This is a genomic window from Paraburkholderia sp. RL18-101-BIB-B, from assembly GCF_046026985.1.
Lineage (GTDB): Bacteria > Pseudomonadota > Gammaproteobacteria > Burkholderiales > Burkholderiaceae > Paraburkholderia.
Genome location: NZ_JARESV010000080.1, coordinates 1 through 24,223, shown reverse-complemented (window position 1 = coordinate 24,223; position 24,223 = coordinate 1). Strand labels below are relative to the sequence as shown.

At 58.8% G+C, this 24,223-nt stretch carries 16 protein-coding genes and 7 pseudogenes; 9 read left to right on the top strand and 14 right to left on the bottom strand.

Features of this window, described 5'->3' with window-relative positions:
* The 3 genes and pseudogenes from P0D73_RS43870 to P0D73_RS43860 form a co-directional block, all read right to left on the bottom strand.
* A pseudogene (locus P0D73_RS43870) lies at positions 1-252 on the bottom strand (transposase); the annotation flags it as partial.
* Positions 253-864: 612 nt separating this feature from the next.
* Positions 865-1,023 carry a hypothetical protein gene (locus tag P0D73_RS43865; protein WP_408320415.1) on the bottom strand — a complete coding sequence of 53 codons (159 nt, stop codon included), beginning with the start codon at positions 1,021-1,023 and terminating at the stop codon, positions 865-867.
* Entirely contained in the window at positions 993-1,817 is an 825-nt protein-coding gene (locus tag P0D73_RS43860) for a porin family protein (protein ID WP_408320413.1), read from the bottom strand. The genes P0D73_RS43865 and P0D73_RS43860 overlap by 31 nt, the downstream gene beginning before the upstream one ends.
* A gap of 276 nt (positions 1,818-2,093) precedes the next feature.
* Between P0D73_RS43860 and P0D73_RS43855 the strand changes: the two genes are divergently transcribed.
* The gene (locus P0D73_RS43855; RefSeq protein WP_408320411.1) at positions 2,094-2,753 is read left to right on the top strand and encodes a response regulator; all 660 of its coding nucleotides are present in this window, start codon (positions 2,094-2,096) and stop codon (positions 2,751-2,753) included.
* 1,038 nt (positions 2,754-3,791) lie between these two features.
* Here P0D73_RS43855 and P0D73_RS43850 read toward each other — a convergent pair.
* Positions 3,792-4,110: pseudogene (locus tag P0D73_RS43850) on the bottom strand (type I restriction endonuclease subunit R); the annotation flags it as partial.
* Positions 4,111-4,490: 380 nt separating this feature from the next.
* On the opposite strand from P0D73_RS43850, the gene P0D73_RS43845 reads away from it, so the two are divergent.
* Positions 4,491-5,360, top strand: a complete 870-nt coding sequence (locus tag P0D73_RS43845) for an undecaprenyl-diphosphate phosphatase (RefSeq protein ID WP_408320410.1) — start codon at positions 4,491-4,493, stop codon at positions 5,358-5,360.
* 362 nt (positions 5,361-5,722) lie between these two features.
* Here P0D73_RS43845 and P0D73_RS43840 read toward each other — a convergent pair.
* The 4 genes and pseudogenes from P0D73_RS43840 to P0D73_RS43825 form a co-directional block, all read right to left on the bottom strand.
* Positions 5,723-5,908, bottom strand: a pseudogene (locus tag P0D73_RS43840) (IS5-like element ISCARN85 family transposase); the annotation flags it as partial.
* A 26-nt stretch (positions 5,909-5,934) separates the two neighbouring features.
* Positions 5,935-7,380, bottom strand: a complete 1,446-nt coding sequence (locus P0D73_RS43835) for an efflux transporter outer membrane subunit (RefSeq protein ID WP_408320409.1) — start codon at positions 7,378-7,380, stop codon at positions 5,935-5,937.
* 292 nt (positions 7,381-7,672) lie between these two features.
* Positions 7,673-7,809, bottom strand: a pseudogene (locus tag P0D73_RS43830) (IS110 family transposase); the annotation flags it as partial.
* Between the two features lie 309 nt (positions 7,810-8,118).
* The gene (locus tag P0D73_RS43825) at positions 8,119-8,583 is read right to left on the bottom strand and encodes a DUF4148 domain-containing protein (protein WP_408320408.1); all 465 of its coding nucleotides are present in this window, start codon (positions 8,581-8,583) and stop codon (positions 8,119-8,121) included.
* A gap of 197 nt (positions 8,584-8,780) precedes the next feature.
* On the opposite strand from P0D73_RS43825, the pseudogene P0D73_RS43820 reads away from it, so the two are divergent.
* Positions 8,781-9,934, top strand: a pseudogene (locus P0D73_RS43820) (IS1182 family transposase); the annotation flags it as partial.
* A 430-nt stretch (positions 9,935-10,364) separates the two neighbouring features.
* Here the strand turns inward: P0D73_RS43820 and P0D73_RS43815 are convergent.
* Positions 10,365-11,387 (bottom strand): IS110 family RNA-guided transposase, encoded by a 1,023-nt coding sequence (locus P0D73_RS43815; protein ID WP_408320407.1) that lies wholly within the window; start codon positions 11,385-11,387, stop codon positions 10,365-10,367.
* Positions 11,388-11,781: 394 nt separating this feature from the next.
* On the opposite strand from P0D73_RS43815, the gene P0D73_RS43810 reads away from it, so the two are divergent.
* The gene (locus tag P0D73_RS43810; RefSeq protein ID WP_408435962.1) at positions 11,782-12,444 is read left to right on the top strand and encodes a DUF1003 domain-containing protein; all 663 of its coding nucleotides are present in this window, start codon (positions 11,782-11,784) and stop codon (positions 12,442-12,444) included.
* A gap of 309 nt (positions 12,445-12,753) precedes the next feature.
* Positions 12,754-13,542 (top strand): COG4705 family protein, encoded by a 789-nt coding sequence (locus P0D73_RS43805; RefSeq protein ID WP_408320405.1) that lies wholly within the window; start codon positions 12,754-12,756, stop codon positions 13,540-13,542.
* Between the two features lie 1,041 nt (positions 13,543-14,583).
* Here P0D73_RS43805 and P0D73_RS43800 read toward each other — a convergent pair.
* The 3 genes and pseudogenes from P0D73_RS43800 to P0D73_RS43790 form a co-directional block, all read right to left on the bottom strand.
* A pseudogene (locus tag P0D73_RS43800) lies at positions 14,584-14,754 on the bottom strand (chromate efflux transporter); the annotation flags it as partial.
* Between the two features lie 74 nt (positions 14,755-14,828).
* Positions 14,829-15,659, bottom strand: a complete 831-nt coding sequence (locus P0D73_RS43795; RefSeq protein WP_408320404.1) for a polysaccharide deacetylase family protein — start codon at positions 15,657-15,659, stop codon at positions 14,829-14,831.
* Complete coding sequence (locus P0D73_RS43790) at positions 15,656-16,771, bottom strand: glycosyltransferase family 4 protein (protein WP_408320403.1); 1,116 nt, start codon at positions 16,769-16,771, stop codon at positions 15,656-15,658. The genes P0D73_RS43795 and P0D73_RS43790 overlap by 4 nt, the downstream gene beginning before the upstream one ends.
* Before the next feature lie 1,749 nt (positions 16,772-18,520).
* On the opposite strand from P0D73_RS43790, the gene P0D73_RS43785 reads away from it, so the two are divergent.
* Entirely contained in the window at positions 18,521-18,925 is a 405-nt protein-coding gene (locus P0D73_RS43785) for a hypothetical protein (RefSeq protein ID WP_408435960.1), read from the top strand.
* Positions 18,926-18,961: 36 nt separating this feature from the next.
* Here P0D73_RS43785 and P0D73_RS43780 read toward each other — a convergent pair whose 3' ends face one another.
* Complete coding sequence (locus P0D73_RS43780) at positions 18,962-20,020, bottom strand: IS110 family RNA-guided transposase (RefSeq protein WP_408320401.1); 1,059 nt, start codon at positions 20,018-20,020, stop codon at positions 18,962-18,964.
* A 302-nt stretch (positions 20,021-20,322) separates the two neighbouring features.
* On the opposite strand from P0D73_RS43780, the gene P0D73_RS43775 reads away from it, so the two are divergent.
* The 3 genes and pseudogenes from P0D73_RS43775 to P0D73_RS43765 all read left to right on the top strand — a co-directional run.
* Positions 20,323-20,616, top strand: a complete 294-nt coding sequence (locus P0D73_RS43775) for an IS3 family transposase (RefSeq protein WP_408320400.1) — start codon at positions 20,323-20,325, stop codon at positions 20,614-20,616.
* An 892-nt stretch (positions 20,617-21,508) separates the two neighbouring features.
* Positions 21,509-22,531 carry a YncE family protein gene (locus P0D73_RS43770; protein WP_408320398.1) on the top strand — a complete coding sequence of 341 codons (1,023 nt, stop codon included), beginning with the start codon at positions 21,509-21,511 and terminating at the stop codon, positions 22,529-22,531.
* Positions 22,532-22,716: 185 nt separating this feature from the next.
* Positions 22,717-23,344 (top strand): annotated as a pseudogene (locus P0D73_RS43765) (DDE-type integrase/transposase/recombinase); the annotation flags it as partial.
* Positions 23,345-23,628: 284 nt separating this feature from the next.
* On the opposite strand, the gene P0D73_RS43760 reads toward P0D73_RS43765, so the two are convergent.
* A complete protein-coding gene (locus tag P0D73_RS43760; RefSeq protein WP_408320396.1) occupies positions 23,629-23,916 on the bottom strand; it encodes a DUF4148 domain-containing protein in 288 nt (95 codons plus the stop codon).
* Positions 23,917-24,223 lie beyond the last annotated feature (307 nt).

The following is a 24,223-nucleotide window of genomic DNA, read 5'->3' as shown; positions in this document are numbered from 1 at the left end:
CGCGTTGTCCTCGCGCAGTTGCCGGTTTTCCGCCTCGAGTTGCCGGATACGCTGCTGCTCAGCGGTCAGCGGCTTGCCCTCGCCGGGGCCACCAGCACGCTCCGCATCGTACTGCGCTACCCAGCGGCGCACGGCTGTCTCAACAAGGTCCATCGACCGGCTCACCTCGCTGACCGATAGTCCCTAGTCCCGCACCATCCGTACTACTTCCAGCATGAAGCTGGCGTCAAATTGTCGGCGCCTTCTTGTCATCTTGCTCGTTTTCCTCGTCGATTCGAGATTGTCCTCCTATCGACCTGTCCGAGGAAATTAGACCACTACACACCTCATCCCACAGTCGCTCAAATTTGTCTCGCGCGATTGGACCGGGCAGACCTGACGCCAAAAGATCGGCAAAGTCGGTTTCGATTTCTTCTATCGGGCGAGAGGACATATTCAGAGTCCGAGACACGTGGGAAGGCGACAACAATCGTCTCGCCCAAATGATAACAGTGTCGATCTACGCCCTAGCGAGCGAAGGCGGGAGCCAAAACGTCAGTGTTGTGTTCGTCTGGGCACGAACGGCTCGTCGGCACCCCAAGAAAACCCGCCACAACGGGCGGGCTAACTGTTTCCCGGAGAACGCCTCTTGGTGACAGAACTACCGGCGCCGTGGTCAGGCCTCTCGCGCCCGATTACCGCACTTGATGTAGTTTGTCACCCCTTCTTCAATACGCGGCTCTCCCCAACGGAAGCGAATGTTCCGCTGCCACGCGTCGAGCCTCAACGTTGCAAATATCAGTGATCGTCGGTTGAAGAGCGGCTCCTTCTTGCCCCACGCGGATCGCGACAAGACCCGCCGTCACTCGACCGTTCGATCACGCCTTAGAAGCGGGTGCGCATGCCGGCACCCACCACCGCCTGGTTCTTCGTTGCCGCAATGCCGCCGATATAGGAGCTTGCGCCTTCAAATGCTGCCTGGCCCGAACCCACCTGTGCCGACAGACCGCCGCTCAGGTGTGACCAGTTGGCGATCGCGTACACGTCCGTGCGCTTCGACAGGTTGTAATCCGACGACAGGCTGACCTGGCTCCACTTCGGCGATACTGAGTTCGAGCGTTGCTGAACTTGCCATCGGTGTAGGTGTAAGCCACGCCTAGGGTCAATGCCGGGGTAACGGTGTAATGCGCGTTCACTTCGTAGTTCGTGAAATGAACATATGCGGAGTTCGCAAGCGACAAAGCCGCGGTGCCACTGGTGAACCCGGTTGCATTGTCCAGCTTGCTGTCCGTGATCACAAAACCAATTTTCGCCGAGCCGAACGTGTAGTTCAGGCCGCCGCCGAAGATGCGCTGATGTCCTGCAGTCAGGGCCGCATCAGCGCTGGTGCTGGCGGTGCTGCGATCCACCGCGCCACCGGTGTTGGTGACTACGCCCAGGCCCGCAGTGCTGTTGGTCAGGCTTGCCGATTCGCGCTGCGCAGCACGTTGGGCCATCACGTCGATGCTCAGGCGGTAATTGAACGCGCGCGTGGCGCCGGGGTAGTCGCTCGACACGCTCAGTTGCGCGTCAGGCAGCAGTCCGGCTGAATAAGCCTGTGCCCAGGCGATGCCGAGATCATCGCGGGACCGCTTCAGGTCGGGATTGTTCGCGACCGCCAGCATCGCGACTTCGTCGATGTCGAGCCCGTCGGATGGATCGAAGCGATGCGTGACCAGGTCAGGCAGCGGCATGGTAAACGGATCGATCTGGACGCGTTCGAGCGAGCTTGCCGAGGTCGAAGTATCCTGCGGTGAGAGCGGTTCACAGTGATACCACGTGCAACCGCCGAGCAGCATCGTGCAAATGGGTACGAGCACGCGCAGGTTTGCTGCGGGGGCGACCGTCGATCTGGCCGCTGCGCGGCGTTAAAAACGGTCAAAAGTCGGCTCCTGAACAATACGGGCGATATCGCAGAACAGGTGCCGATTCTGCTGATATAAGGAGCGCTTAACGGGGATTTAAGCTTCCGATAAAGAGCCCGTCAGCGTCGCTAAGCTTCCGCCACGGAGGCGATAAGGAAACGTTAAGCTAACGGGCCGGACAATGTGGGCAAGCTGACGAGAGGAGCGGCCATGCGTCTGCTACTGGTCGAAGACGACGACATGATTGCGGAGACCGTAATAGGCGCGATGCGCCGCTCGGGCTACACGATCGATTGGGCCGAAGATGGCCGCGCGGCGGAACTGTCACTGAGGAACGGCGTGTACGACCTCGTGCTGCTCGACCTTGGCTTGCCGAAGAAAAACGGCATCGACGTACTCAATGTCTACCGCAAGAGCGGCGGCGCCGCGCCCGTGATCATCCTGACCGCGAGTGACGCTGTCGATGACCGAATTCACGGCCTGGACGCGGGCGCCGACGATTACCTGATCAAACCATTCGACCTCGACGAACTGGCTGCGCGCGTGCGCGCGCTACTGCGGCGGCGCACCGGCCAGAAGCAACCTATCTATGCGCACGGCGAACTCACGCTCGATCCCGCGGCGCACGAAGTCACCAAAGCCGGCGAGGTGCTGCCGCTCGTGCCGCGCGAGTTCGCCTTGCTGCAGGCGTTGATCGAAGAGCCCACGCGTGTGTTCACCAAGCCTGAACTGGAAGAGAAGCTGTACGGCTGGGGCGAGGAGGTGGGCAGCAACACCATCGAAGTGCATGTGCACAGCTTGCGGCGCAAGATCGGCGCGGAGCAGGTGGTGACCGTGCGCGGCGTCGGCTACCGTCTGAAGACGTGCTGATGACGTCGATTCGCCGCTGGCTGACTTTTGGGGTGGCTGCGGCCTCGGTCGTGGCCGGCTACGGCATCTTTCACCGCGCGCGGAGAGGCGGGCGAACCGTTCGACTACGAATTGCGTACGGTGGCCCTCTCGGTGCCCTCGAATCTCCAGGGCACCGGCGCGGACGAACATCGCAGCCCGACTTCGGCGACCTGGCCGGCGACCGCGTCGTTATTGAAATCGAGGGCCGCGCGGGTCTGCTCGTCTATCAGTCAATGCGGGTACCGGTGTTCTGCGGCAGCCCGAGGGATTCAGCACGGTGGAGCGCGAAAAGTATCACTGGCGCACATTCGGAGTGCGGCAGCAGGTGTTGGAGTTCAAATTCGCTGCTAGCCATGTTCATAGCGGCGCTTTCAGGATCACTAATAATGCTAGCGCGCCTAGTACACGCCCGAGAACTCGGCCAGAGGTGTCGGTCAGCACATCCCGTCTTGAAGGCGCGTAAGCGCGGTGCGAAGGTGATGCCATCGTAACGACGGAGCAGGCAATGGACGACGCAACGGGCGAGGCCGTACCGACGGGCGCACGGCGCCCCCGGCAAGGTGAACCATTCTGGCGCGAGATGGTCATGGCGTGGACCACAAGCGGACTGGGCCTTCGACGTTTCTGTCGTGAGCAGCCATGGAACGTCGCTGCAAAGCGGTGAGCCTTCTTGCCAAGCCCAAAGCTCATCGATTGAACCGGGGTCGGACAGGATGAGGATACTGAAGCGACATCATCCCTCGCGCCTGCACACAAATCTACAACGGCCCTCATGAGGCGCTTACAAAGCGGTGACCGTGATAAAGCGATTTCTTTTTCTTCATCACTTCATTCTACCGCCGCCTCCCCATCATCCTGACTGTGGCCAAAAACGATCCGGAAGACAGGCAGCCGCGAATGTGCCCAGATGCAATGCAAAGCAGTGCTACGAGTTAAACCTTAAAAGAACCTTAAAAGGACAGTTCAAAAAGGCTGCTCCATACGCTTGTCTCGCGCTCGAGCACGCCGTCATGCAGGGGTCCTGTCATGCCAGATGAAGCCGTCCCCGTTGCGCGAGAAGGCGAACGGAACGTCGAGCATGTCGGCGTACGCAAGCGCCTGATGAATGCCATCGCGCACCGTTTGGTTGTTGTCTTGTGCTTCGACAAACGAAAAGACTATCCGGCGCGCGGACTACGTGCTGTATTTCAAGCTTGGTATTCCGCTCGCGACGCGCTTCGCCCGGTTGCCCCGCACGACGACGCGACCGCAGGTCAGCGCGACTTCTTCCAGCAACTGGGTATTCAGGTCCCATCCGGCTGCAGTGATCCGCCGGCGAGATAAATTTGCTGCAGATGTCGCGTTCTTAAAGCGATTTTTATTCACTGGGTCTCTCGCTTAGCGGTCCCGGTTTCGTAGGGAGTGCTGTTCGTTTGCCCGTGTTTTATCAATCAGCCGCATGCAGGGCGCGACGACGACACGAGGTGTTTTGTCAAGTTCTTCGGGGCTATCGAGTAGCGCTCGCTGGCTTCGGTCTCGCGTACGTGCTCCAGGATCTCGTCGAGCCCTGTCTGGGCTTAGCTTCTGAACAAATGAAATAAAGTCGTCCGGACCCAAAGCCCAGTTGTATGGCACAGCGAACACACGCTGAACGCTTATGAAAGTAAAGTTTCGCGTGAAGTGCTGACAGGATTTGCTCGGCGCAATTCTCCATACCCGATCCGGAAAGGACATATTTTGGCAAATGCATGTTCTGGCGGTCTGGATATCGGCTTCGCCTCTCTGAGCTATTTGCAGATTGGATTTTTGGGTCTCGTTCAAGGCATCACTGAGTTGCTGCCCATCTCATCGACGGCGCACATGCGCATCGTTCCCGCCATGCTCGGCTGGCCCGATCCGGGGTCGGCCTTTTCCGCGGCAATGCAACTGGCTGCGCTGGCAGCGGTCGTCAGTTACTTCTGGCGCGACGTGCGAGGCGTTGTAGTGGGGAGCGTCACTGCCATCAAGCGGCGTACGTACCAGGATGACTCATTTCGCCTGGCGATAGGAATCGTGCTAGCGACGGTGCCCATCGGCATGGCTGGCCTCGCCCTGTCGTCCACGCTTAATGCGTGCGGCACGCCCCTGAGACGTCTGTCAGTGATTGGCGGCGCCTGCATTGTGATGGCCGTTTTGCTAGCCATCGCAGAACTGACCTGTAGTCATCGCCGCACCGTCAACGAGATGCGTTTGCGCGACGCACTCATTGTCGGACTCGCGCAGATAGGCGCCCTGATCCCGGGCGTGTCGCGTTCCGGATCGACCCTGACAGCAGCACTCTTTCTTAACTTCAAGCGTGAGGAGGCCGCGCGCTTCTCTTTTCTGCTTGGGCTACCCGCTATTGCCCTAGCCGGACTGAAAGAGCTTTGGGTACTCTTTCATGCGCACGTTCCCCTCGAAGCGTGGTCGTTACTGCTTTTCGGACTGGTGGTCGCAAGCGCATCGGCATTTGTTGCTATCTGGGGACTCATGAAGCTTCTCGAGAACTTCTCCACATGGCCGTTTATTGTCTATCGCGCGGTGCTTGGTGTATTGCTCCTCTTCGCCGTGCAGTTCAACCTAGCTTAGCTAGCAACGCAGTGGCTGCACATGTGGTCCGGTACAGCAACGCGGGGGTTCCGAGAAAAAGACGAGGCGGCCGAGGTAGACGACATCCCTACCGTTACGTACCGCCTCGAGAGCACCACTACCCCCCCGACTCGATATTCACATTGAGTACAGCGTACGTCGCCCGCCGGAAGCCTGAGCCTGGAGCGAGGCCCCCTCTTGAGCAGGCCTCAAGCCCGCGTGAAAACTTCTGGGGAAGTCGATTGGGTTTACCATGGTGCCCGGACAGAGGCCGCAGTGCGGAAAAGTCGGCGTCGCGAGGCCGCAAAAACCTGCGCCAGCACGGTCGGCTCAGTCGGCAACACCGAGGCCTGTTCACACTGTCTGAGTTCATCGACGATGAGCGCGAAATTGATGACGGCGGGCAGCATGACGTTCAACTTGCCGAATCGGCAGAAGATACGACGGCAGACTTTGAGGCGACGAAACTGGCGTTCAACGTCGTTTCTGCGCTTGTACATTTCGCGGTAGTATTCCCATTTTTCAAGACGGTCGATTTTTGGTGGCACCCTCATATACCTTGCTCAGCGGTCCGTCACATAAGGGCCCGCCGTGGCGTCGCTTCACGATTCATCTGCATTGCATTCCAGCCGCCTCCGAGCGCCTTCACCAGTCCCACCGACGACACCATGCGTTGCCCGGCGATAGCCGAGAGCCTTTGCTCCGCTGTGAAAGCGGAGGTTTGCGCGACCAGCACGTTCACGTAGCCGACCGTGCCTGCCTTGTATTGATTGTTCACAATGGCCAGCGCCTGTCGCGCCGACTCCACGGCTTGCTGCTGGACCACGGTCTCCTGCTCGAGAATGCGCAGCGAAGCGAGATTGTCTTCCACGTCCTGGAATGCCGCCAGCACGGTCAGCCGGTACGTGGCGACCGTCTGGTCATAGGCCGCCCGGGCCGCTTCGGTCTGGGCGCGGCGTAAGCCACCGTCGAACAGGTTGGCGGCAAGATCGGGACCCAGCGTCCAGAAGCGCGACGGCGCGCGCAACAATTCGGATACCAGCGAACTCTGGAAGCCTCCCGTCGCCGACACAGTCAGTGTCGGGAAAAACGCCGCGATTGCGACGCCGATCTGCTCGTTCGCGGCGGCGGCTCGGCGCTCGGCCGACGCGATATCCGGACGCCGCTCAAGAATAGCGGACGGCATTTCGGCGGGCACGGCGGGCGGCGTCGCGTTGAGCGGCGACGGGGGAATCGAGAATATCGACGCCGGCTGGCCGACCAGCACCGCAATCGCATGTTCGAATTGCGCACGTGCTACCCCATTGTCGATGGCAGCCGCCTGCGCCGACTGCAATTGTGTTTGCGCCTGAATTACATCGGACCGCGCGATGAGACCCTGCGCATACCGGTTTTGCGTGAGTTGCAGCGACTGCTGAAAGGCGACGACGGTATTATCGAGCAACGTCTGCGAAGCATCGAAGGCGCGAAGCTGGAAGTAGGTCTGCGCCAGCGTGGCTTGCGCCGACAGCCGCGCGTTGGCGAGATCGGCAGCGGCGGCTTGCTGCCCCGCCTGTTGCCCTGCAATCGTACGGCTCACTCTTCCCCAAAAATCGGGCTCCCACGATGCGTTGAAGGAGAGATTATAGCTCTTAGTGAACGGGCCTGAAGGCGATTGGGCGCGCGATTCAGACGCGTTGAAACCGACTGTAGGAAAATATGCGGCGCGGGCTTCGCCGACCAACGCGCGTGCTCGGCGGTAGGCCGCCGCGAATTGAGCAATGGTCTGATTCGACTGATTGAGCTCGTATTCAAGAGCCGACAGCTGCGTGTCGTCGTAGATGGACCACCACGCGCCCCGATCCAACTGATCCGCGGGCTGGGCAACCTTCCACCCGTCGGGCGCTTCCTTGAAAGCGGCGGGCACGACCGTAGCGGGGCGCGTATAGTCCGGACCAACGGCGCAGGCGCCCAACATCCCAGCGAGAGCGCACAAGATCAAACCCGGAGAGCGCGCTCGAACGCACGCACGGCAGATCATTCTGGAACACCGCCCGTTGCGAATTCTCATACACTAACCCGCATTGCTTTTGATCGATCGTTTGGCCACTACTTCTGATACGAGGAGACCCTCGAATTGTACGCAACAGCCAAGCTCTTTTTTCTCAAAAGCCCTTGGCGCCTCCCCTCCCCCGGAGCAGCCGCGACCGCGTTTCCCACCGCCCTGCAGACTGCGCGCTTGAATTCTTCGCTCCGCTCATGGAGCGCTATCAGGCCGAGAGCGTTCGAGCGGGCCAGTAGCGAGAAACCCGCCATCGTCTCGTTATACTACTAGCGCTCTGCGGGCTGAGTGGAGAGAATCGCTCGGGATGGCGTAACAGCAGATCGAGTGCCAGTTCAGCATCGGTGGGATCGTCCTGGCTCCGCTTGGCTCGAACGCCTCACGATACCTGGCGAGCGTCGAGGGATTGAAAAAGATTGCACGCGAGCCGCTCGGAGCTGATACCTCGACGTGCACGTAGCGCCTCCTATCATCGCGTATATGCCCAAACTGAATGACGCGAATTTGAGTGTGCGGGGCGGGCGCAAGCCACTTTTTTTTCCACCAGGTAATGCAAGGACTTCTCGGCGGTGCTCATGGTCATCTCCTTCGCTCGCCCACCCCGCATCCGGCCAGAGACTCAGGTGCTACGACCCGTAGCATAATGCGACGGGGATGGTTACAGCGTAGACCCGCTCACCAATTTACGATAGTTAATGTTTTTAACTGTAAAGTGTTTTATTTATACATTGTTCGTCTTGGGCGATCGTGATACCGCGCAAGGGTCAGGCTGCTTAACCTTTGGAAACGAAACTGCGCGAACGCGGTCGCCCACCTCATAGGTCGAACGAAGTGGCCGGCAGTGGCTTGTGAGACACGCGAGCGTGAGTGCCCGAAGTAGATCGAGTGAGTCGACCCGGTTACCGTCGGCGCATCCGCCTGCGATGAGCCATCCGACACTCCGCCGGCGCCCGTGCTCCCCGGCGCCGTGACATCCTGCGCTTGAACGCGCGCCTCCGCCGCCTGAATATCTGCTGGGTAGTTCACATCGTAGGCAGCCGGGCGGTACCCGGCGTGTTCTGCTTGAATCAGATCCGCGCGTAGTTCGGCACGCGTCAACGGACCCGTAGTGTCCTGTGCGAACGAGGCAACTGGGGTGGCGAGTACGCCGGCAATCAGCGCTGCATAGATAAGGGTCTTCATAATGAAATACCTCCTGCACTTGAATTTGGTCAGCTTCACGCCGCCGTGACTGAAGCCTCCGATCTCACTACCTCGTCGAAGCAGGAGTGAGTGATCCTTATTCTGTACAGCGAAGATTGATGCACACTGACGCTCACATAACATTGGTGTCATGTTCGCTTCGCCTTTCAGGAATGACGGGGCCGCCTCGGAAGCAGGGTCGTCTGGCGCCGGACTTCAAGACGATAGCCGACTTCCGTCGTGACAACGGCATCGGAATCCGCAACGTGTGTCGCCGCTTCGTAATGCTGTGCCGTAAGCTGAAGCTGTTCTCGCAAGCGCTTGTTGCCATCGACGGCAGCAAGTTCAAGGCAGTCAATACGCGCGATCGCAACTTCACCGAGGGTAAGGTCGATGAGCGCCAGAAGCAGATCGAGGAGAGCATCCAGCGGTATCTGAACGCGCTGGAGACTGCCGATCGTACTCAACCCGCTGAGCTGGAGGCAAAGACAACCCGCTTGCAGGACAAGATCGCACGCTTGCGCGAGCAGATGCGAAACCTCGACCAGATCAAGGAGCAACTCAAGACACAGCCTGATGGCCAACTCTCGATGACAGATCCAGACGCACGTTCCATGGCGACGAGCGGAAGAGGATCAGGCGTGGTGGGCTACAACGTACAGGTGGCAGTTGACGCGAAACACCACCTCATCGTGGCTCACGAGGTCACAAACTCTGGCAGTGACCGGGCACAGCTCAGTCCTATTGCGAAGGCTGCGCGCGATGCGATGGGCAAGACCAGACTGCGGGCAGTCGCGGATCGTGGCTACTATAGTGGGCCTCAGATCAAGGAGTGTGCGGACGCAGGGATTGCGGTCATGCTGCCGAAGCCCACGAGATCAGGCGCGAAATACCATGGCCGATTCGCCAAGGCAGGCTTCATTACATTGCGCGGGACGACGAATACCAATGTCCAGCAGGAGAACGGGCAATTTACCGCTACACCGTCGAGGAACACGGAATGCAGCTACACCGTTACTGGAGCAGCGCCTGTTCGCAATGCGCGATGAAGCCACAGTGCACTCCGAGCGACCAGCGACGGATAAGTCGATGGGAGCATGAGTCGGTGCTGGAAGCAGTTCAACGTCGGCTGGACAAGACGCATGATGCGATGACCGTGCGCAGGCGAACCGTCGAACATGTCTTTGGAACGTTCAAGCATTGGATGGGCTACACGCACTTCCTGAAGCGCAGGCTGCCCAACGTGGGAACCGAGATGAGCTTGAACGTACTCGCCTACAATCTCACGCGAGTGCTGAAAATCCTGGGCTTCAAAAAGACGATGAGGACGATGCGGCTGGAGGGTGCGTGAGCACCCCGTAGACCTGAAACAAAGTCCTTACACTCGTCTATAACGCGTCATAGGGATCGCCTTCTCGTCAGCGCCGTGATGGCCGCAAAGGCAGCCAAACGCGACGCTGGGGTCAGCGGTCACGCGTCGCATTGTTATGCCATCGGGTTTCCACACAACCTTATATGGACACCGCCCGGTTTGCCAGGTTGATCTTGATGTGATGTTAAAACGAGGTATCGGCTGCGGTCTTATATCCGGCCTGTAGTGCAAGCCTAAGCCCGCGGGCCCTGATGGAATTCGCCGGGAACATCCTCATCTGGGCCACGCACTTTTAAGCGCAAGGCTGTGTTCAGGTTTATGTTCCTGCGGTCCGACCTGTTTCGCCATCACATGTTAATCAACCTCAGCAACCTATCGGCACTTCACCTTGTCTTTCGTTGCTCATCTGCTAAGCGGGTCTCACGCTGACGTAATTCTTCTCGTACGTCCTGCCGTGGGCCAGAATGGCCCATGCGGTGCGTGCCATCTTGTTGGCGAGGGCTACTGCCACAACATTCGCTGGTCGTCGCTCCTGGATTGCCTTCTGCCATGGAGTCGGCACCTTCGCGTGATACATCACCGAACGAGCGCCGTGGATCAACAGCGTGCGCAGGTACGGATCACCTCGCCGGGAGATCGATCCCAGCCGGATCTTGCCACCGGTGCCGCTTTGCCTGGGCACCAGCCCGAGGAACGAGGCAAACTCGCGCCCGGACCTGAATGTTTTTGCATCCCCAATGGTAGCGACCAGCGCAGTCGCCGTAAGCCTGCCGATGCCTGGCACTTCCGTGATTGCCCGGCACGCCGCTTCCTGCTTGTGCCACCCACTTATCTGCTTCTCAAGCTGGTCGATATCCTGCTCGATCCCGTCGATGCGTCTCAACTGGTCCTGCAGGCTGCTGAATATGGTCCCCGGCAGCGCATCCTCGAGCTCTGCCATGCGGGCTCGCATCTCGGTGAGGCCGGCCACGCGTCCTGCCCGGAATGACACACCGAACTCGTAGAGAAGCCCTCGTAACTGGTTCACCTGCATGGTGCGGAACTTGATCAGCAGCGAGCGCATCCGGTGAAGACCGAGCATCGCCTGCTGGTCTTCTGTCTTTGCCGCTACAGTTCGCATCCCCGGTTGCTGCACCGCCGTCCAGATTGCCTGCGCATCCGCCGCGTCGGTCTTGTTGGTCTGGACAAACGGTCGAATGAACTTCGCATGCAACAGCACCACCTCGTGCCCGAGCGCCTTGATCTTGCGGGCCCACCAGTGCGCGCTACCGCATGCTTCAAGCGCCACCCGGCCCGCAGGCCGCTGCCCAAGAAACGCGATCAGCTCGTCGCGTCGAAAGCGTCGATTGGCTATCTCGCCGGTTTGCGCGTCGACCCAGTACATCTGGAAGATCTGCTTTGCAACATCCAGTCCGTATGTCGTAGCATTCATTTGGGCCCTCCGTTCCTCAAGTGGACGTGTCGAAACGCCACTCTGGCACATTGATGCCGATCGGTTCTGGAGGGCCTCCGCGTTCCTGCTGGACCCTGCGTCCCCGAAGGGAGGACGGTGTCCATTCCATCTAGGTCGCAGGCTGTCGCATGCGGCGTCGGATGGGCACGGGCAGCGAGTTCACGCTCAGGCTGCCGGTCGTCGAACGGCCCGCCACCGTTTGCGACGGCGCATGAGCGGATTGCCCCCGCGATCTATAATTTAACGGTGCATTGGTGTGATAGAGACGCGCGGCGCCTTTGTTTCTTTGGGCAGTGAACGCACTAGCCGCGATGCGCCATCAGCATCCGGTAGGCCGCTTCTACGCGACGGGCGATCAGACCTGGAGGCCGCCATGAGGAATCGTTTGACGACCAGCTTTACGTCATTCGTTGCGGCGTACCTGCCCGCCGTATTGCCGCAGATCTCACTGGCTGCTCGTCTCCAACGACTATGTACTGGGGGAATGATGGAAACAACGAAGCCCGGCTCCGCCACAACTCCGCTCGACGTTCCCAACGTTGATCACTTCCGCTTTCACCGGCCTCACGCGCACCTTGCGCCAGCGTTTGGCAACGACAAATTCGCCCTCAAGGCGGAAGCCTTCGCTCGTTTCTTTGGGACGCCCTTTTTCTTAGGCGCACAGACGGTAATCGTCGGTCTCTGGATTGCGGTTAACCCCCTCGGCTTTACGAAATTTGACGTTTACCCGTTCATTCTGCTCAATCTCGCATTCAGTCTGCAGGCAGCCTATGCCGCGCCGCTTATCTTGCTTGCTCAGACGCGACAAGCAGCGCGCGACAACGTGCACGCCGAGGCTGACGCACAACACAGGGAGGCTCTTGCAGTTGCTAACGCACAGCGGCAGGAAATTGCTGCCCAAACCGCAGCACAACTGCTGGAGTTGCTGCAGCGGAATACCGACCTGACCGAACTTACCCAGAAGCTGATCCAGCGGGTCGAGACGCTGACCGGCGAGTTGCACGAGAAACTCGTGCAACGAGAGCTAAAACAGTAAACACGGCTCGCCGCAAATCTTGTCGTGCATGAGCTACCCCTCGACGAGCGTGACACGCGAGCCAAAGGAGCGTCGGATCGCCATGGCGAAGGGAGCTCCCGATCGATGACGGCTGCTCATAGAATGGCAGGGACCGGCCAGAAGCGGTAAGTCGAACGCAGGCACCAATTTGTGCCGTCGTGCCATCGTCTCGGCAAGTTGACGGTGGAACGACTGAAAACCGCCTTTGACTCCCTTAAGCGACTGTTAAGCGACCATCAGCGATGCTTGGCCATGGTTGCTGTTTAACATTGAACAAGGGCACTCGATATGAAAAGCGACGCGCAGCAAATATTGGAACATGCGGTCAGCAAAGTCCCGCAAGTCACTTTGGGCTTCTGGATTGTCAAGATTGGCGCGACCACGCTTGGAGAAACGGGCGGCGACTGGGTGACGATGTCGCTTAACCTGGGCTATTTGATCGGCTCGGCTATTTTCGCGGTCATCTTTGTCGGGCTCGTTTCGGGACAGATTAAGGCTGACCGGTTTCATCCGTTCGTATATTGGGCGACGATCGTCGCGACCACGACACTTGGCACGACCATGGCTGACTTCTTCGATCGATCGCTTGGCGTGGGTTATCCGGGCGGCGTCGCCATCGTGTTCGCACTGCTGCTTGCGAGCCTCGTCATCTGGTACAAGGCGGAGGGCACTGTGTCGGTCCAGAGCATCACGACACGCAAGGCCGAGTGGTTCTACTGGATCACAATCCTGTTTTCGCAGACGCTCGGTACGGCGCTTGGCGATTGGGTAGCAGGCTCGGACCGCGGCGGCCTAGGTCTCGGATACGAGTATGGCGCGCTGATTTTCGGAGTCGGCCTGGCGATTGTGGCGGGTCTTTATTTCTGGGCGCGTGTCTCGCACACGCTGCTTTTCTGGGCCGCGTTTATCCTGACGCGCCCGCTTGGCGCGACGCTTGGAGATTTCCTCGACAAACCCATCGCTGAGGGCGGTCTGCACATCAGCCGGCTGTATGCATCGCTGATATTGCTGGTCTTCATTGTTGCGAGCGTCACGCTGATTCCTCAACGCCCGGCAACACGGGTAGAGGAGGCGTGAGCGAGCGACGAATACAAGGAAGGCGCTTGATGGGGGATGACTTCGCCTGCTGCCGGTCTGACCTGTCGCTGTCGCTGCCTGTCGCGTCCTGGATCAAACCGGTCATCAGGCGCAACTCGCGAACGTGTGCTATCGAGAGAGATTGAAGGGCCGTTGTGGGTTGATGCTGTTGAAAAAGTCTCGGCAGTTGGCTAGCGCACCGCCGGCCAGAAAATCAACCGCTCAGATCGGCCTACAAGCCGTTCGCGGACCTCGGTTAAGGGTAAGCCACCCCATGAAAAACCTCGCTATGTAGACCGTCGCCGACTTCTTCGACAGCATCGGTTGACAAGAGGCGTTCGCTCCCCCCGATCGCGGCCGTTCGCGAGGCTTGCCATACGCTGGAAAAACCTAGTTTCGGATGCACAGCGACCACGCTCTTGAGATAGTTCTTCTTAGCTCCGCCCAGACTGGACGCTGCAGAACGGTTCCTTCACAAACCGCTTCTTCGACCCGGATCGAGACCATGAACAACTCGTTGATCTGCGCAAACAGTGTCACGCACTTCCACAGGTAGTCGACATACTTGATGGTCTGCAACTTGCCCGTTCGCCCCGGCCGGAATTCGACTGTGGTGTTGGAGTTCGTTAATTTCGCTAGCCAGAGACGGAGGTGCGAGCGGGCGTCCCCGCCAAGGCCAGTTCAAGCTGGTCCATCAGTTCCAGCAGATTGACTTCCCCTGCTCTCCCGCTTCTGCATAGGGCTGCTCCCCTATAGCTGTCGAAATACGCGCTGGCGTCGATGGCACCACCAATCGTCAAGCTCCAGCGACATCTGTTGTTGAAGATCGCTAATTCTGCTAGCGGTGCCCATAAGGGCGCTAATGCTGCCCGTTTATTTTGGTAGCGTGGCTTTTCCATCGGAACACGAACACTCTGCCCGGAACGACTAACTAGGCGCAGCATGATACCTCGGTTTTCGACGTCCACACACGCACTTGAGACGGCATCCGAATTAACTCCGAAAGTCCAACACCGTATGGGGTTTTCGGTCGCCTCAACAGCGTAGCGCTTGCCCGCAAGGCAGCGCCGCAAGCAGAAGTAGAAGGCCTGGCAAGAAAATGCCCACTGCAGCGAGCAACGCGCCCGTCCAGTAATCCGGCGCTTCGACCATCATCTAGGCTAGAAATGTATCGAACGCAAACAAGGGGTAAGGGATGGCCTGCGCGGCGCCATTGAGCACGCATTTTTTCCGAGATTCACTTCACTCTGACAGGAGCACGGAGTAATCGTAAGACAGTGCGGCGATCACCGCTTGATCTTAAGATATGTCCGGCTGATTGCGGGTCGACTGTGCACCCACAGCCGCGACGCAAGCCACGACGTCGGCCGGTCGCGCACCTCGAGTCGAGTAATCGAGCGAACGGCATTTTCGTCGTTTCCGGGGTAATTCGACCCCGCCTCGCATGTGTAGAAATGTCGGAAGCCCGCTTGAACGGCGACGCGTCGATAGTCGTCGTCGTAGTAGCCTTGAGGCCAGCACAGATGATCCGAGCCCGCGCCAAGCCGTGCTTTCAAGGTCGTGCGCGAGTCGATGAGGTCGCGCGCGAGTCTCGCGCACTTATCGTCCGCATCGGCTGACACTTGATCCCATCTCACATGACTATGCGTGTGGCTGTGAAATTCGAAGGTTCCGGCTTCGCGCATCGCATCGATCTCCGACCATCGGAGAATCGCGCGATCGCTTTCCCCGTTCTCAATCGCCATTTCGCCGTCGCGGTGATTGAGTAGCGGCGGTAACACGGCACCTGAGCGCGCATGTGCGCGCGCGCGTCCTTCGCCGATCCAACTTGTCACCAGAAAGCACAAAGCGGTCAATCCGTGTGCCTGTAGAACTGGATGCGCATGCACCCAGTTGTCAAGATAGCCGTCGTCGAATGTCAGCATGACGGACTTTTTCGGCAACGGCTCTCCTGCCAGATACGCGGCTAGTTGCATGCTGCCGATCGTCGTGTAACCCGCGTTTGCAAGGTACGCCATTTGCGCCGCGAAGTGATCGGGTGATACCGTAATCATGCCCGGCGACGTGCTGATATGGTGGTACATCAGCACGGGCACCGCTCTGGCGGACCGGGTCATGCCGCCGGCCGCCATCGACTGCATGCCTGGCGCCGACGATTGATACCGCGCCGATATAAATCGATGGTCTCGTTCGCCATACTCTCGACCGTGAAATTGCTATCCGTCTTGAGACGGCCGGCCAGTCCGAAACGCGCGCGCAATGGTGCGTCGTCGACCAGGCGCGTGAGCGCGCTGCGTAATGCATCTACGTCCTGTGCGGGCACCAGCAAGCCGTTCACGCCAGGGTCGATCAACTCGGGTACGCCGTCCACGTGTGTGCCGATCACTGGCAGACCCATCGCCATTGCTTCTATAAACGCCTGGCCAAGCGCTTCCTGGTGAGTCGGTAGCACGAACAGATCACAGCCACGCAGCACGTTGTTGATGTCCTTGCGAAAGCCCAGCAAATGAATACGATGGGATAGCCCGAAGCCCTCAATCATCGACTTGAGCCTGTCAAACTCTCCACCCTCGCCAGCGATCACGACATGTAGATGCGGCCGGTCGATCATCATCGGCCTCACCGCTGCGATCAGTTCAGCGTGCCCCTTATTCCCGCGGAGCATCGCCACGATTCCAGCGATGACAGCGTTCGAATCAAGTCCGAGTTCATCGCGCAGCGTTGAATGCGTGAGTGGGTCCGGTTTAACGATGCCGTCATATATTGTTTCCACACGGCTTTCCTGCATGCCGGCGGAAATCAGATAGTTGCGCACGTAATGACTCACCGCGACGACGCAGTGCGGGATCCAGTTATATGTAGCCAGCGACGTGATGGGCAGCGCCAGATGCCGAGTCCGGACAATCAGTGGCGTTCCCGCGAGACGTCCGGCCATCCCGGCGATCAGGCTGTCATGACCGCTGTGCGTATTCAGCACATCAAAGCGACGCCGGTCAAGAATTGACCGGATTGTCAGCATGGAGCGCCCGTCGGCGCCGCCGCGCATGCGTGCGTGATGCACCGTAAAGCCTTCGGCTTGCGAACGGCTCCCGAGCGTTGCATCGTCAGGGCAGACGAGTTCCACGTTGTGACCCAACTCACGTAGCGCGATCATTTCCTTGAGTGTACGTACTTCCTGGCCGCCCCAACCCCGAGATGACTCGCTATGGAGAACCCTTAATGCTTTCATGCGCTGACTGTCTCCTCTCAACCACTTTTTATCGCCGGGGAGCCGGACCCGTAACGATTTGTAATATTCAATTGGGAGCAGTTCGCTCTAGGTCAACACCGGCGTGTTAACAGGTTTTACGGCGTTCACCGGTCGACAACGGGCCATGGAACATTCCGCTCCGATGCCTGTGCCATCGATCCGGCCGGCCGAATCCCCTTCGCATTGAATCTCTGAGGTTTTATTGAGTTAATCGCAGGCGTTTCCGGCTCAATTGCGGGACACGGTATCCGCAATCCACACCGAATCTACAGATTCACTCTGAAGGAAACCTTAAGCGAGTCGGGCTGATCACACACGCCATGCGCCCTCTTACGCGAAAAGCCAGGCTTATGCCGCCATGAAAGGGTCTAGCCTCCGAGTCGCGCTAGAACCTGAGAGTAGGTAAATTGCCGTCTGTCAGGGCAGTACCGGGCACGGAAACGGACGCGAGTCGAGCCGTGGGTCCCTGAAAATTGGTCAAAAGAGTTCCAAGGCCAATCTAACGCGGAGCTGGAAGCGGAGGTTACCGTTAAGGCGCATATCCGCAGAGAATCGAGCGAGAGCCGGTCGTTTCCTGTTGCAGTCACAGGCGGAGTGGCGAATAGCCCATCACGGATATGGTCGCCCAATTCCCAATTCAAGTTTGCGCTGGACACACCGATAAGAAGCAGGATAAACGCACCATTTCTTCATTTCATAAGAAAGTATTACCGACGTTCGACGTGTTGCTCGCCGATCTCGCGATTCCTGGCATATCGGGTATCGAACTCATGTAAAAAGCAGTGAAGTTGAGGCCAACGCCGCGCGTCATCTCGCCTCGGGCGACGAGATGCCTGACTCCAGCGCTGTCGTTCCGCTGGGAGATATTGCGCAAGCCTATACATTGCACGACTGGACGGCGCACTGGACAACTCCGAGCTTTAAACGCTCTCGTCAATGTACTGGCGACAGTTCGCGTGAGATCTACGTATTATCTAAAACACTGCATACATAAAAGGCGATTGCGTCGTTGGCGACTGTCTCAGCTCAATCCAAAACCCGACGGACGAAAATCGTCCTGAGCGACCGGAACGGGTCCGATGCCGGACCTAAGGAACAAGTCGAGTCGCTTCTTACTGAGCAATCAACCGGGCGATGTGCCCGTCCCTGTGTGGGCGTTTCAGCCAAGTAGAAATCGTGACCCGGTTGCGCTGTGCGATGACGGGACGCTCCCAAACGGCTCAGCAATTCCGCCTTCTTGGCGGCAAACTCCTCATCGCTGAAAATCCCTTCGCGTGCAGTTGGGCGAGCTTCTCTATGGTGGCGAACACGTCTGCCTCGCGGCGACCGACTGAGTGCTGACGGGCTCCTCCTGCACCGGCGGCGACGCCGGCTGCGGAACCCCACCGACCGAGGCAACCGGCAGGCTGGCGACAGCAACCAAGCCGTGCTGGCTCGCGAATGTGAGGGACGCGCCGCGGGACTGCTGCTGTGAGAAGCCGCTGATCTGGTATCGAGCGTATCGTAAATCGTCACCTTGCCGTTCACTTCGATCGCCAGGCGCCGGGGCTGTGCGAAGTAGGCATAGCGGACGTCGTTCTGCGCGCCGGTGCTGTTGGGCCGCCCCGGATCAGCGGGCCACGAGTCACCAGAGGTGCCGGGGGCGGGCGGAACGAACAGACTTACCGGTCCAACCGGTCCGGCTGCAGTCCGCTGCTGGTTGCTGCCACCGTACTCACCGCTCTGCTGTTGTTGCTGGCCGCCGCCGTCGTTGCCGTGCTGCTGAATACCCTGGCTCTGCGACTGGAAGCTGCCGCTGCGAATAAGGTCGGGCTGATTTGCCATCAGGCGGGAAAGCTCGAAACAGAGCCCATCGACCCGGCCGTTCAGGTAGTTGTTGACATGTCGGAGACCATGGTCATTTCCACCGCATCCACTGGCCGGAGCACCAAATTCGGGGTCATTGAACTGGGCCATGCTGCCGTTACCGCGAATCACAGACTCCAGCATGCTCATCACGGCGTCCGTGCTGAAGCCATGTCGCTGGGCTACTTCTTCGATCAATTGCTGGCCGGCGGGGGTAAGTTTTCGCATGGTGATCCACTCATAGTTTCTTCCGACACCGGATTGTATAAACTGCAGCGCCCCTGCTGAATGCCGGACGGGGCAATTCAGCGAGGATCGCGAGAATTAGGCAACGTGGCTGTGGAACAGTTCAGTGCACCAGCGCGAGACGATCGGTGGACTGACATATTCTTTCTGGTATGGGCGGTCGTGGGCCAGTACCGCCCAGATCGTTCTTGCCATTTCGTTCGCCAATGCGACGATCACCACGTTCAGCGGTCGTCGCTTCTTCATCTGCTCGATCCATGGGCCCGGTTCCTTCGCGTTCGTGACGACGCTACGCGCACCGTGAATTAGCATCGTTCGAAGATACGTGTCGCCGCGCCTACTGATCCCGAGCAGCTTGATCTTGCCGCCGGAGCCGGTCTGCTTTGGCACCAACCCGGCCCACGCTGCAAATTCGCGACCGGAACTGAACGCCTTGGGATCGCCCATCATTGCGACCGCCGCAGTTGCCGTCAGCATTCCGACGCCCGGAATCTCGCTGATCGCGCGCACAGCCTTGTCCTCCTTCTTCCACGCACGAATTCGCCGCTCGATCTGCGCGATCTGCCCGTCCAGTTGCGTCAAGCCGTTCCACTGTTCGCGCATCGTGTCGATCAATACTGTCGGCAGACGCTCCGACACCCGATCCAGGACCGCCGGTATCGCCTTGTCGAGCGCCGCCCGACCTTTGCCCATCACTTCGCCGTATTCGGTCAGCAACCCTCGCAGACCGTTGATCTGCATCGTCCGGAACTTCACCAGTTGCTCGCGCAGGCGGTGTAGTGCAAGTACCGCTTGCTGCATCTCCGTCTTAACCGCAACCGGCTTACCTGGCTGCTGTACCGCCAGCCAGACCGCCCGCGCATCCGCCGGGTCGATCTTGTTTCGGATATTGAAAGCCTTCACAAACTCGGCGGGCATCAATCTGACCTCATGCCCCATCCTCGTCAGCTGCCGTGCCCAGTGATGCGCACCGCCGCATGCTTCCATCCCGATCAGGCACGGTGCGCGATTCGCAAAGTACTCAAGGAACTTCGTTCGCTTGATGGGTTTGTTGACGATTTCTCCCGTCTTCGCGTCCACGTGGTGTACCTGAATCAAGTTTTTTGCAATGTCGATACCAACAGGCGTGAGCTTCATGTCGAACCCTCCAGTTAGCCAGTGAAGACCTGAATAATCTTCCAACTTTGGCAACCTCGATACCGTCGGGCCCGTGAACGTCCGCTGGAATACGGGGGTAGGAGGCGCTCATTTCATTCTCACGCAGCGGCTTGATTTTCCCGGGAGACGGGAGTCATATCGCCGAAGGATACACATTCACGAGCGCGAATCGGGCCCGCTGGCCCCTCGCCACGGTGGCGCGGCTCCTCAGAGTCTCCACGAATGGTTATTACGGGTGACTGGCAAGACAGCCATCGGCGCACGCATGCAGTGACACGCAGTTGCTGGCGCGCATCCCTACCCTGCATGCGAGCTCGCGCGGCACGTCCGGCGCACCAAGTATTCACGCGCCGTTCCCGCGTGAGGGAGTGCACGTGGGGCGCAAACGGGTCGCCCGTCTGACGGGTCTGGCTGGTCTGTACGGGGCCACGCCGGCGCTGGAAGGTCGGTCACATACCAGCGCACGGGACCTTACCATATCGCCTTTGCACGACTCAACTGCCTTACCGCGACAGAACCAGGATGCGCGCTGGCATGATCAGACCGTCAATTACATTCAGGTCAATGGCATTTAATACTTCGGAGCTTTCTTTCGGACAGTCACCCAGCAATAGAGCCGCTATCTCGACCGGAAGCTCGTACGCTGGGCACCGGGACTCTGCGACGCGCGGCGATCAATTGTGCGAGAAACTCCGCGCGCGGGAGCCGCCCGATCCGGCAGATGACGCCCCCCATTGCCAAGGAATACACAAGTATCAGTCCGAGGTGCGACTTATCGAGCGCGGACAACTGCCCATATGACGGAACGAATATGTCGTCGGCAATGCTAAGTCCAAGAATCATCGCGACGATAGCGGGCGCAAGGTCGAAGCAATCATCGACGACAGCGGCTGCAATAAGAAAACACCGTATCCGGCATGATCGGTTCAAGAATGTGGCGAAGCATCGCATGGGCAACAGACGCTAGCGCAAAGACCATGCATAGATATGTTCGAAATCGCTGAGGTGTGTGACAACTTGAATTGTTTGCTTTCATAGTGCCCAAAAGACAGGCTGACGATGAGTCCGATGTCGAAGCAAGCGCATCTCTGCTACAAGCACGGCTTTCGTCTGATAGTGGATAGCTTGAGGATCGTCGGATTGCGGATAAAAACTACAGGACATGCATGGACGCAGCCTTACGGCGGTCGATAAGCGGCGGAACTGGTCCTCCTCGATCTTCAGCCCCTCCTTCTGCGGCATTGCAGGTCAATTCTGGTCATCAGGAGCGGCGCAGATCGTGCGGCTTTGTTGAAATTACCGTAACCGATCATCTTTATTACATTGTCGACATCTTCCGTCGAAGCGATCAAATCCCGGCTATAAGTCAATTGTTTCTTACGGAAGTTGAATCGTTTCCGTCGCATCGTTGCGCGATATCCGAGCGTGCACCGAACTACATTCACGGCTGTACCACCGGCACCTACGATGAAAAAAAGCTTACTTTCTATCAGTCTTGCGGCCGCGTTTGTGCTGTCCACGCAGGTTCTCGCCGCGCCCTTCCCTCAACCTCTTCGACTTCTGTCCTCCACGCCGTTGCCGGCAGTGACAGGAGGCGACTTCGACCACTTCGCCGCTGACCTCACACGTAACCGTCTCTATGTTTCTGCGGAGGATTTCGGATCGATTGAAGTGTTCGACCTTCCTTTAGGCGGCCACCTCGCCAGCGAGAGGAATGTGGCTACTCACCCGCACAAGATTCTGCTGGGCGATGACGGCAAGGCACTATTCATCGCCGATGCCGGGTCCTCGAGTCTCAAGATCGTCGATACTCGAAGCTTTCAGATAGAGAAAACGATCCCCGTGAAGCCGCAACCGGATAGCGGTGTCGCCGATGACAGGACGGGCATTTTCTATGTCGGAAATGGCGGAGTTAAATCACATGAGGATCACGCTCAGATCAGCCTGATTTCAATGGTCGACGGAACTCTTCTAAGAAACATCGATGTGCCTGCGGGACAGGTGAAAGCTATGGCGATCGACAGGGGCAAGGATCGTCTGTATATCAATTTCCGCGACAGAAACGAGGTCGGTATTATCGATCTTAAGACCCGCAAGATGACTGGCATCTGGAAGGTACCTGGGCCGAGTCGCAACTCGGCAATGGAGTTCGATCCCGCCACGAACCGGCTGTTTATTGGTGCCCGCAATCCGGGCAAGCTGTTCGTGCTCGATACTAACGAAGGCGTGGTTGTGCAGGCGTTGGACATCGTCGAAACATCAGACGAGATTATTTTCGACACACAGCATCACCGCCTCTATATTGCCGGATCGAACGGGCTCGACGTCGTGCGTCAGGTCGACAAGAATCACTATTCAGTCGAACAGCACGTGAATACCTTCGGTGGCAAGACCGCGATCTTCATTCCATCGCTCGAAAAGCTATATGTCGTTCATACCAAAGGGCCGTCATCATACGAGGCAGGGCTTCAGGTGTTTTCTGTTCAGTGAATTTACAACGAGGCAGCGACTTCCCCGTTGGCCAATTCGCGGCGCTTGATTCTGCCTCCGTTTGCGCTCCTTTCACTTCGCTCTTACTCTTTATGTCAGCCCTCTTGCATGGACTGGAGACATGGGTAACAGGTGTACGGAGACATGGGTAACACTCTGGGCGAGCGAATCGCCTGGAGCCGGCCATGCCCCGGAGCCCGAGAGACACCATGAATCTGTGTCTGGAGTTCGTTCAACTGGCCTCGCAGCAAGGCACCAACCGTCGCGAACTGTGCCGGCGCTTTGGCATTAGTCCGAAGACCGACTACAACTGGCTCGATCGCCACGCGCAGGATGGCGCCACCGCGCTGACGGATCCCGTCGTACCAACCGCCGGCACAATGGTCCGGATCCTGCGTCGACACGGCCTGATCGTGCCCGAAGCATCGCTGGCGGCGAGACCCTGGACGCGCTTCGAGCACGAGCAGTCCAACGATCTGTGGCAGATGGACTTCAAGGGCTGGATTGAACTCGTCGACGGGCGGCGCTGTTCGCCGCTGACGGTGCTCGATGATCATTCACGATGTCGTGCTGGACGCCTGCGGACCGACCGACACGCAGGCCGTACGCAGGCGGCTGCGCGAGTCGTTCCGTCGTTACGGGCTGCCGTTGCGCATCAACGCCGACCATGGCTCGCCGTGGGGAAGTCCTGCCCGGCCAGGACAACTCACCACGCTGGGTATCTGGCTGATCCGTCTGGGCGTGAGGATCTCGTACAGCCGCCCGGCACATCCCCAGACCAACGGCAAGGATGAGCGGTTTCACCGTACGCTGTGATTGACGCCTTCAGTTTTCTGGCGGAGAAAAACCAGCGAGATTCATTGCTCGGGGCAAACGAGCAATGACGCAATACTGCGGAAGAAAGCCTGAAGGATTGATTCAACGACTTTGCAGCAAGATTCAAGCATCCTGTTTGCCTGCATCGCCAGTTTGAGGCGCCAGCATGCTAATACTTCTCATGTTCGGAGTACTGTGGTAGTTGACCTGCTGCGCAAGTTGAAGTGCGGACGGGCGCCAGCTCGAACGGGGGCAATGCTGCACGCCAAGCCACACCGGCATCAGTTCGTGTCAGTTTCGGGATGAGCCGCTGGCATGCCCCGTGTCTTCACCAAGCGCGCTCCGTCCGTTCCGTGCTGGATCACGTAGATTTCGCGGTTATGGGCGATCGTTGCCGCCGTCGGCGGGTAGTCGTCATCGCGGGTCGGCACCAGCCCTTCGGCCTGTGCCTGCTGCAACTGCGCCATGACATCCGCGCGCGTCAGCCCCGACGTGCTGGTTTGCGCAAAGGCATTCGCGCCGAACGTAAAGCTGAGTGTGGTGACGGCAACAGCAGCAAACAGTTTCATGATGTCTCTCCGGGTAGATGCAACAAATGAGTGGCCTGAATCGCACCACCCATTCTTGTCATTTCCCCTGTCAGAACACTGACCGCGAAATTACCGTTCTGTTATCTACGCCGTCCCGGCGAAACGCCGCGTGAAGCCACTCCACGTCCACGCGCATTCGCATCAGCGCCCACATAACAGAACGCTAATCTAGCCGACGGCAGCCGGTCAGCGCCGCCACGCCACACTCCTGACTCACGAAGCCCGCGTCACGCGCCCCCCGCAGCACTGCATCGACGCGTGTCTCCATCGGCCTTTTTTCAGGAAC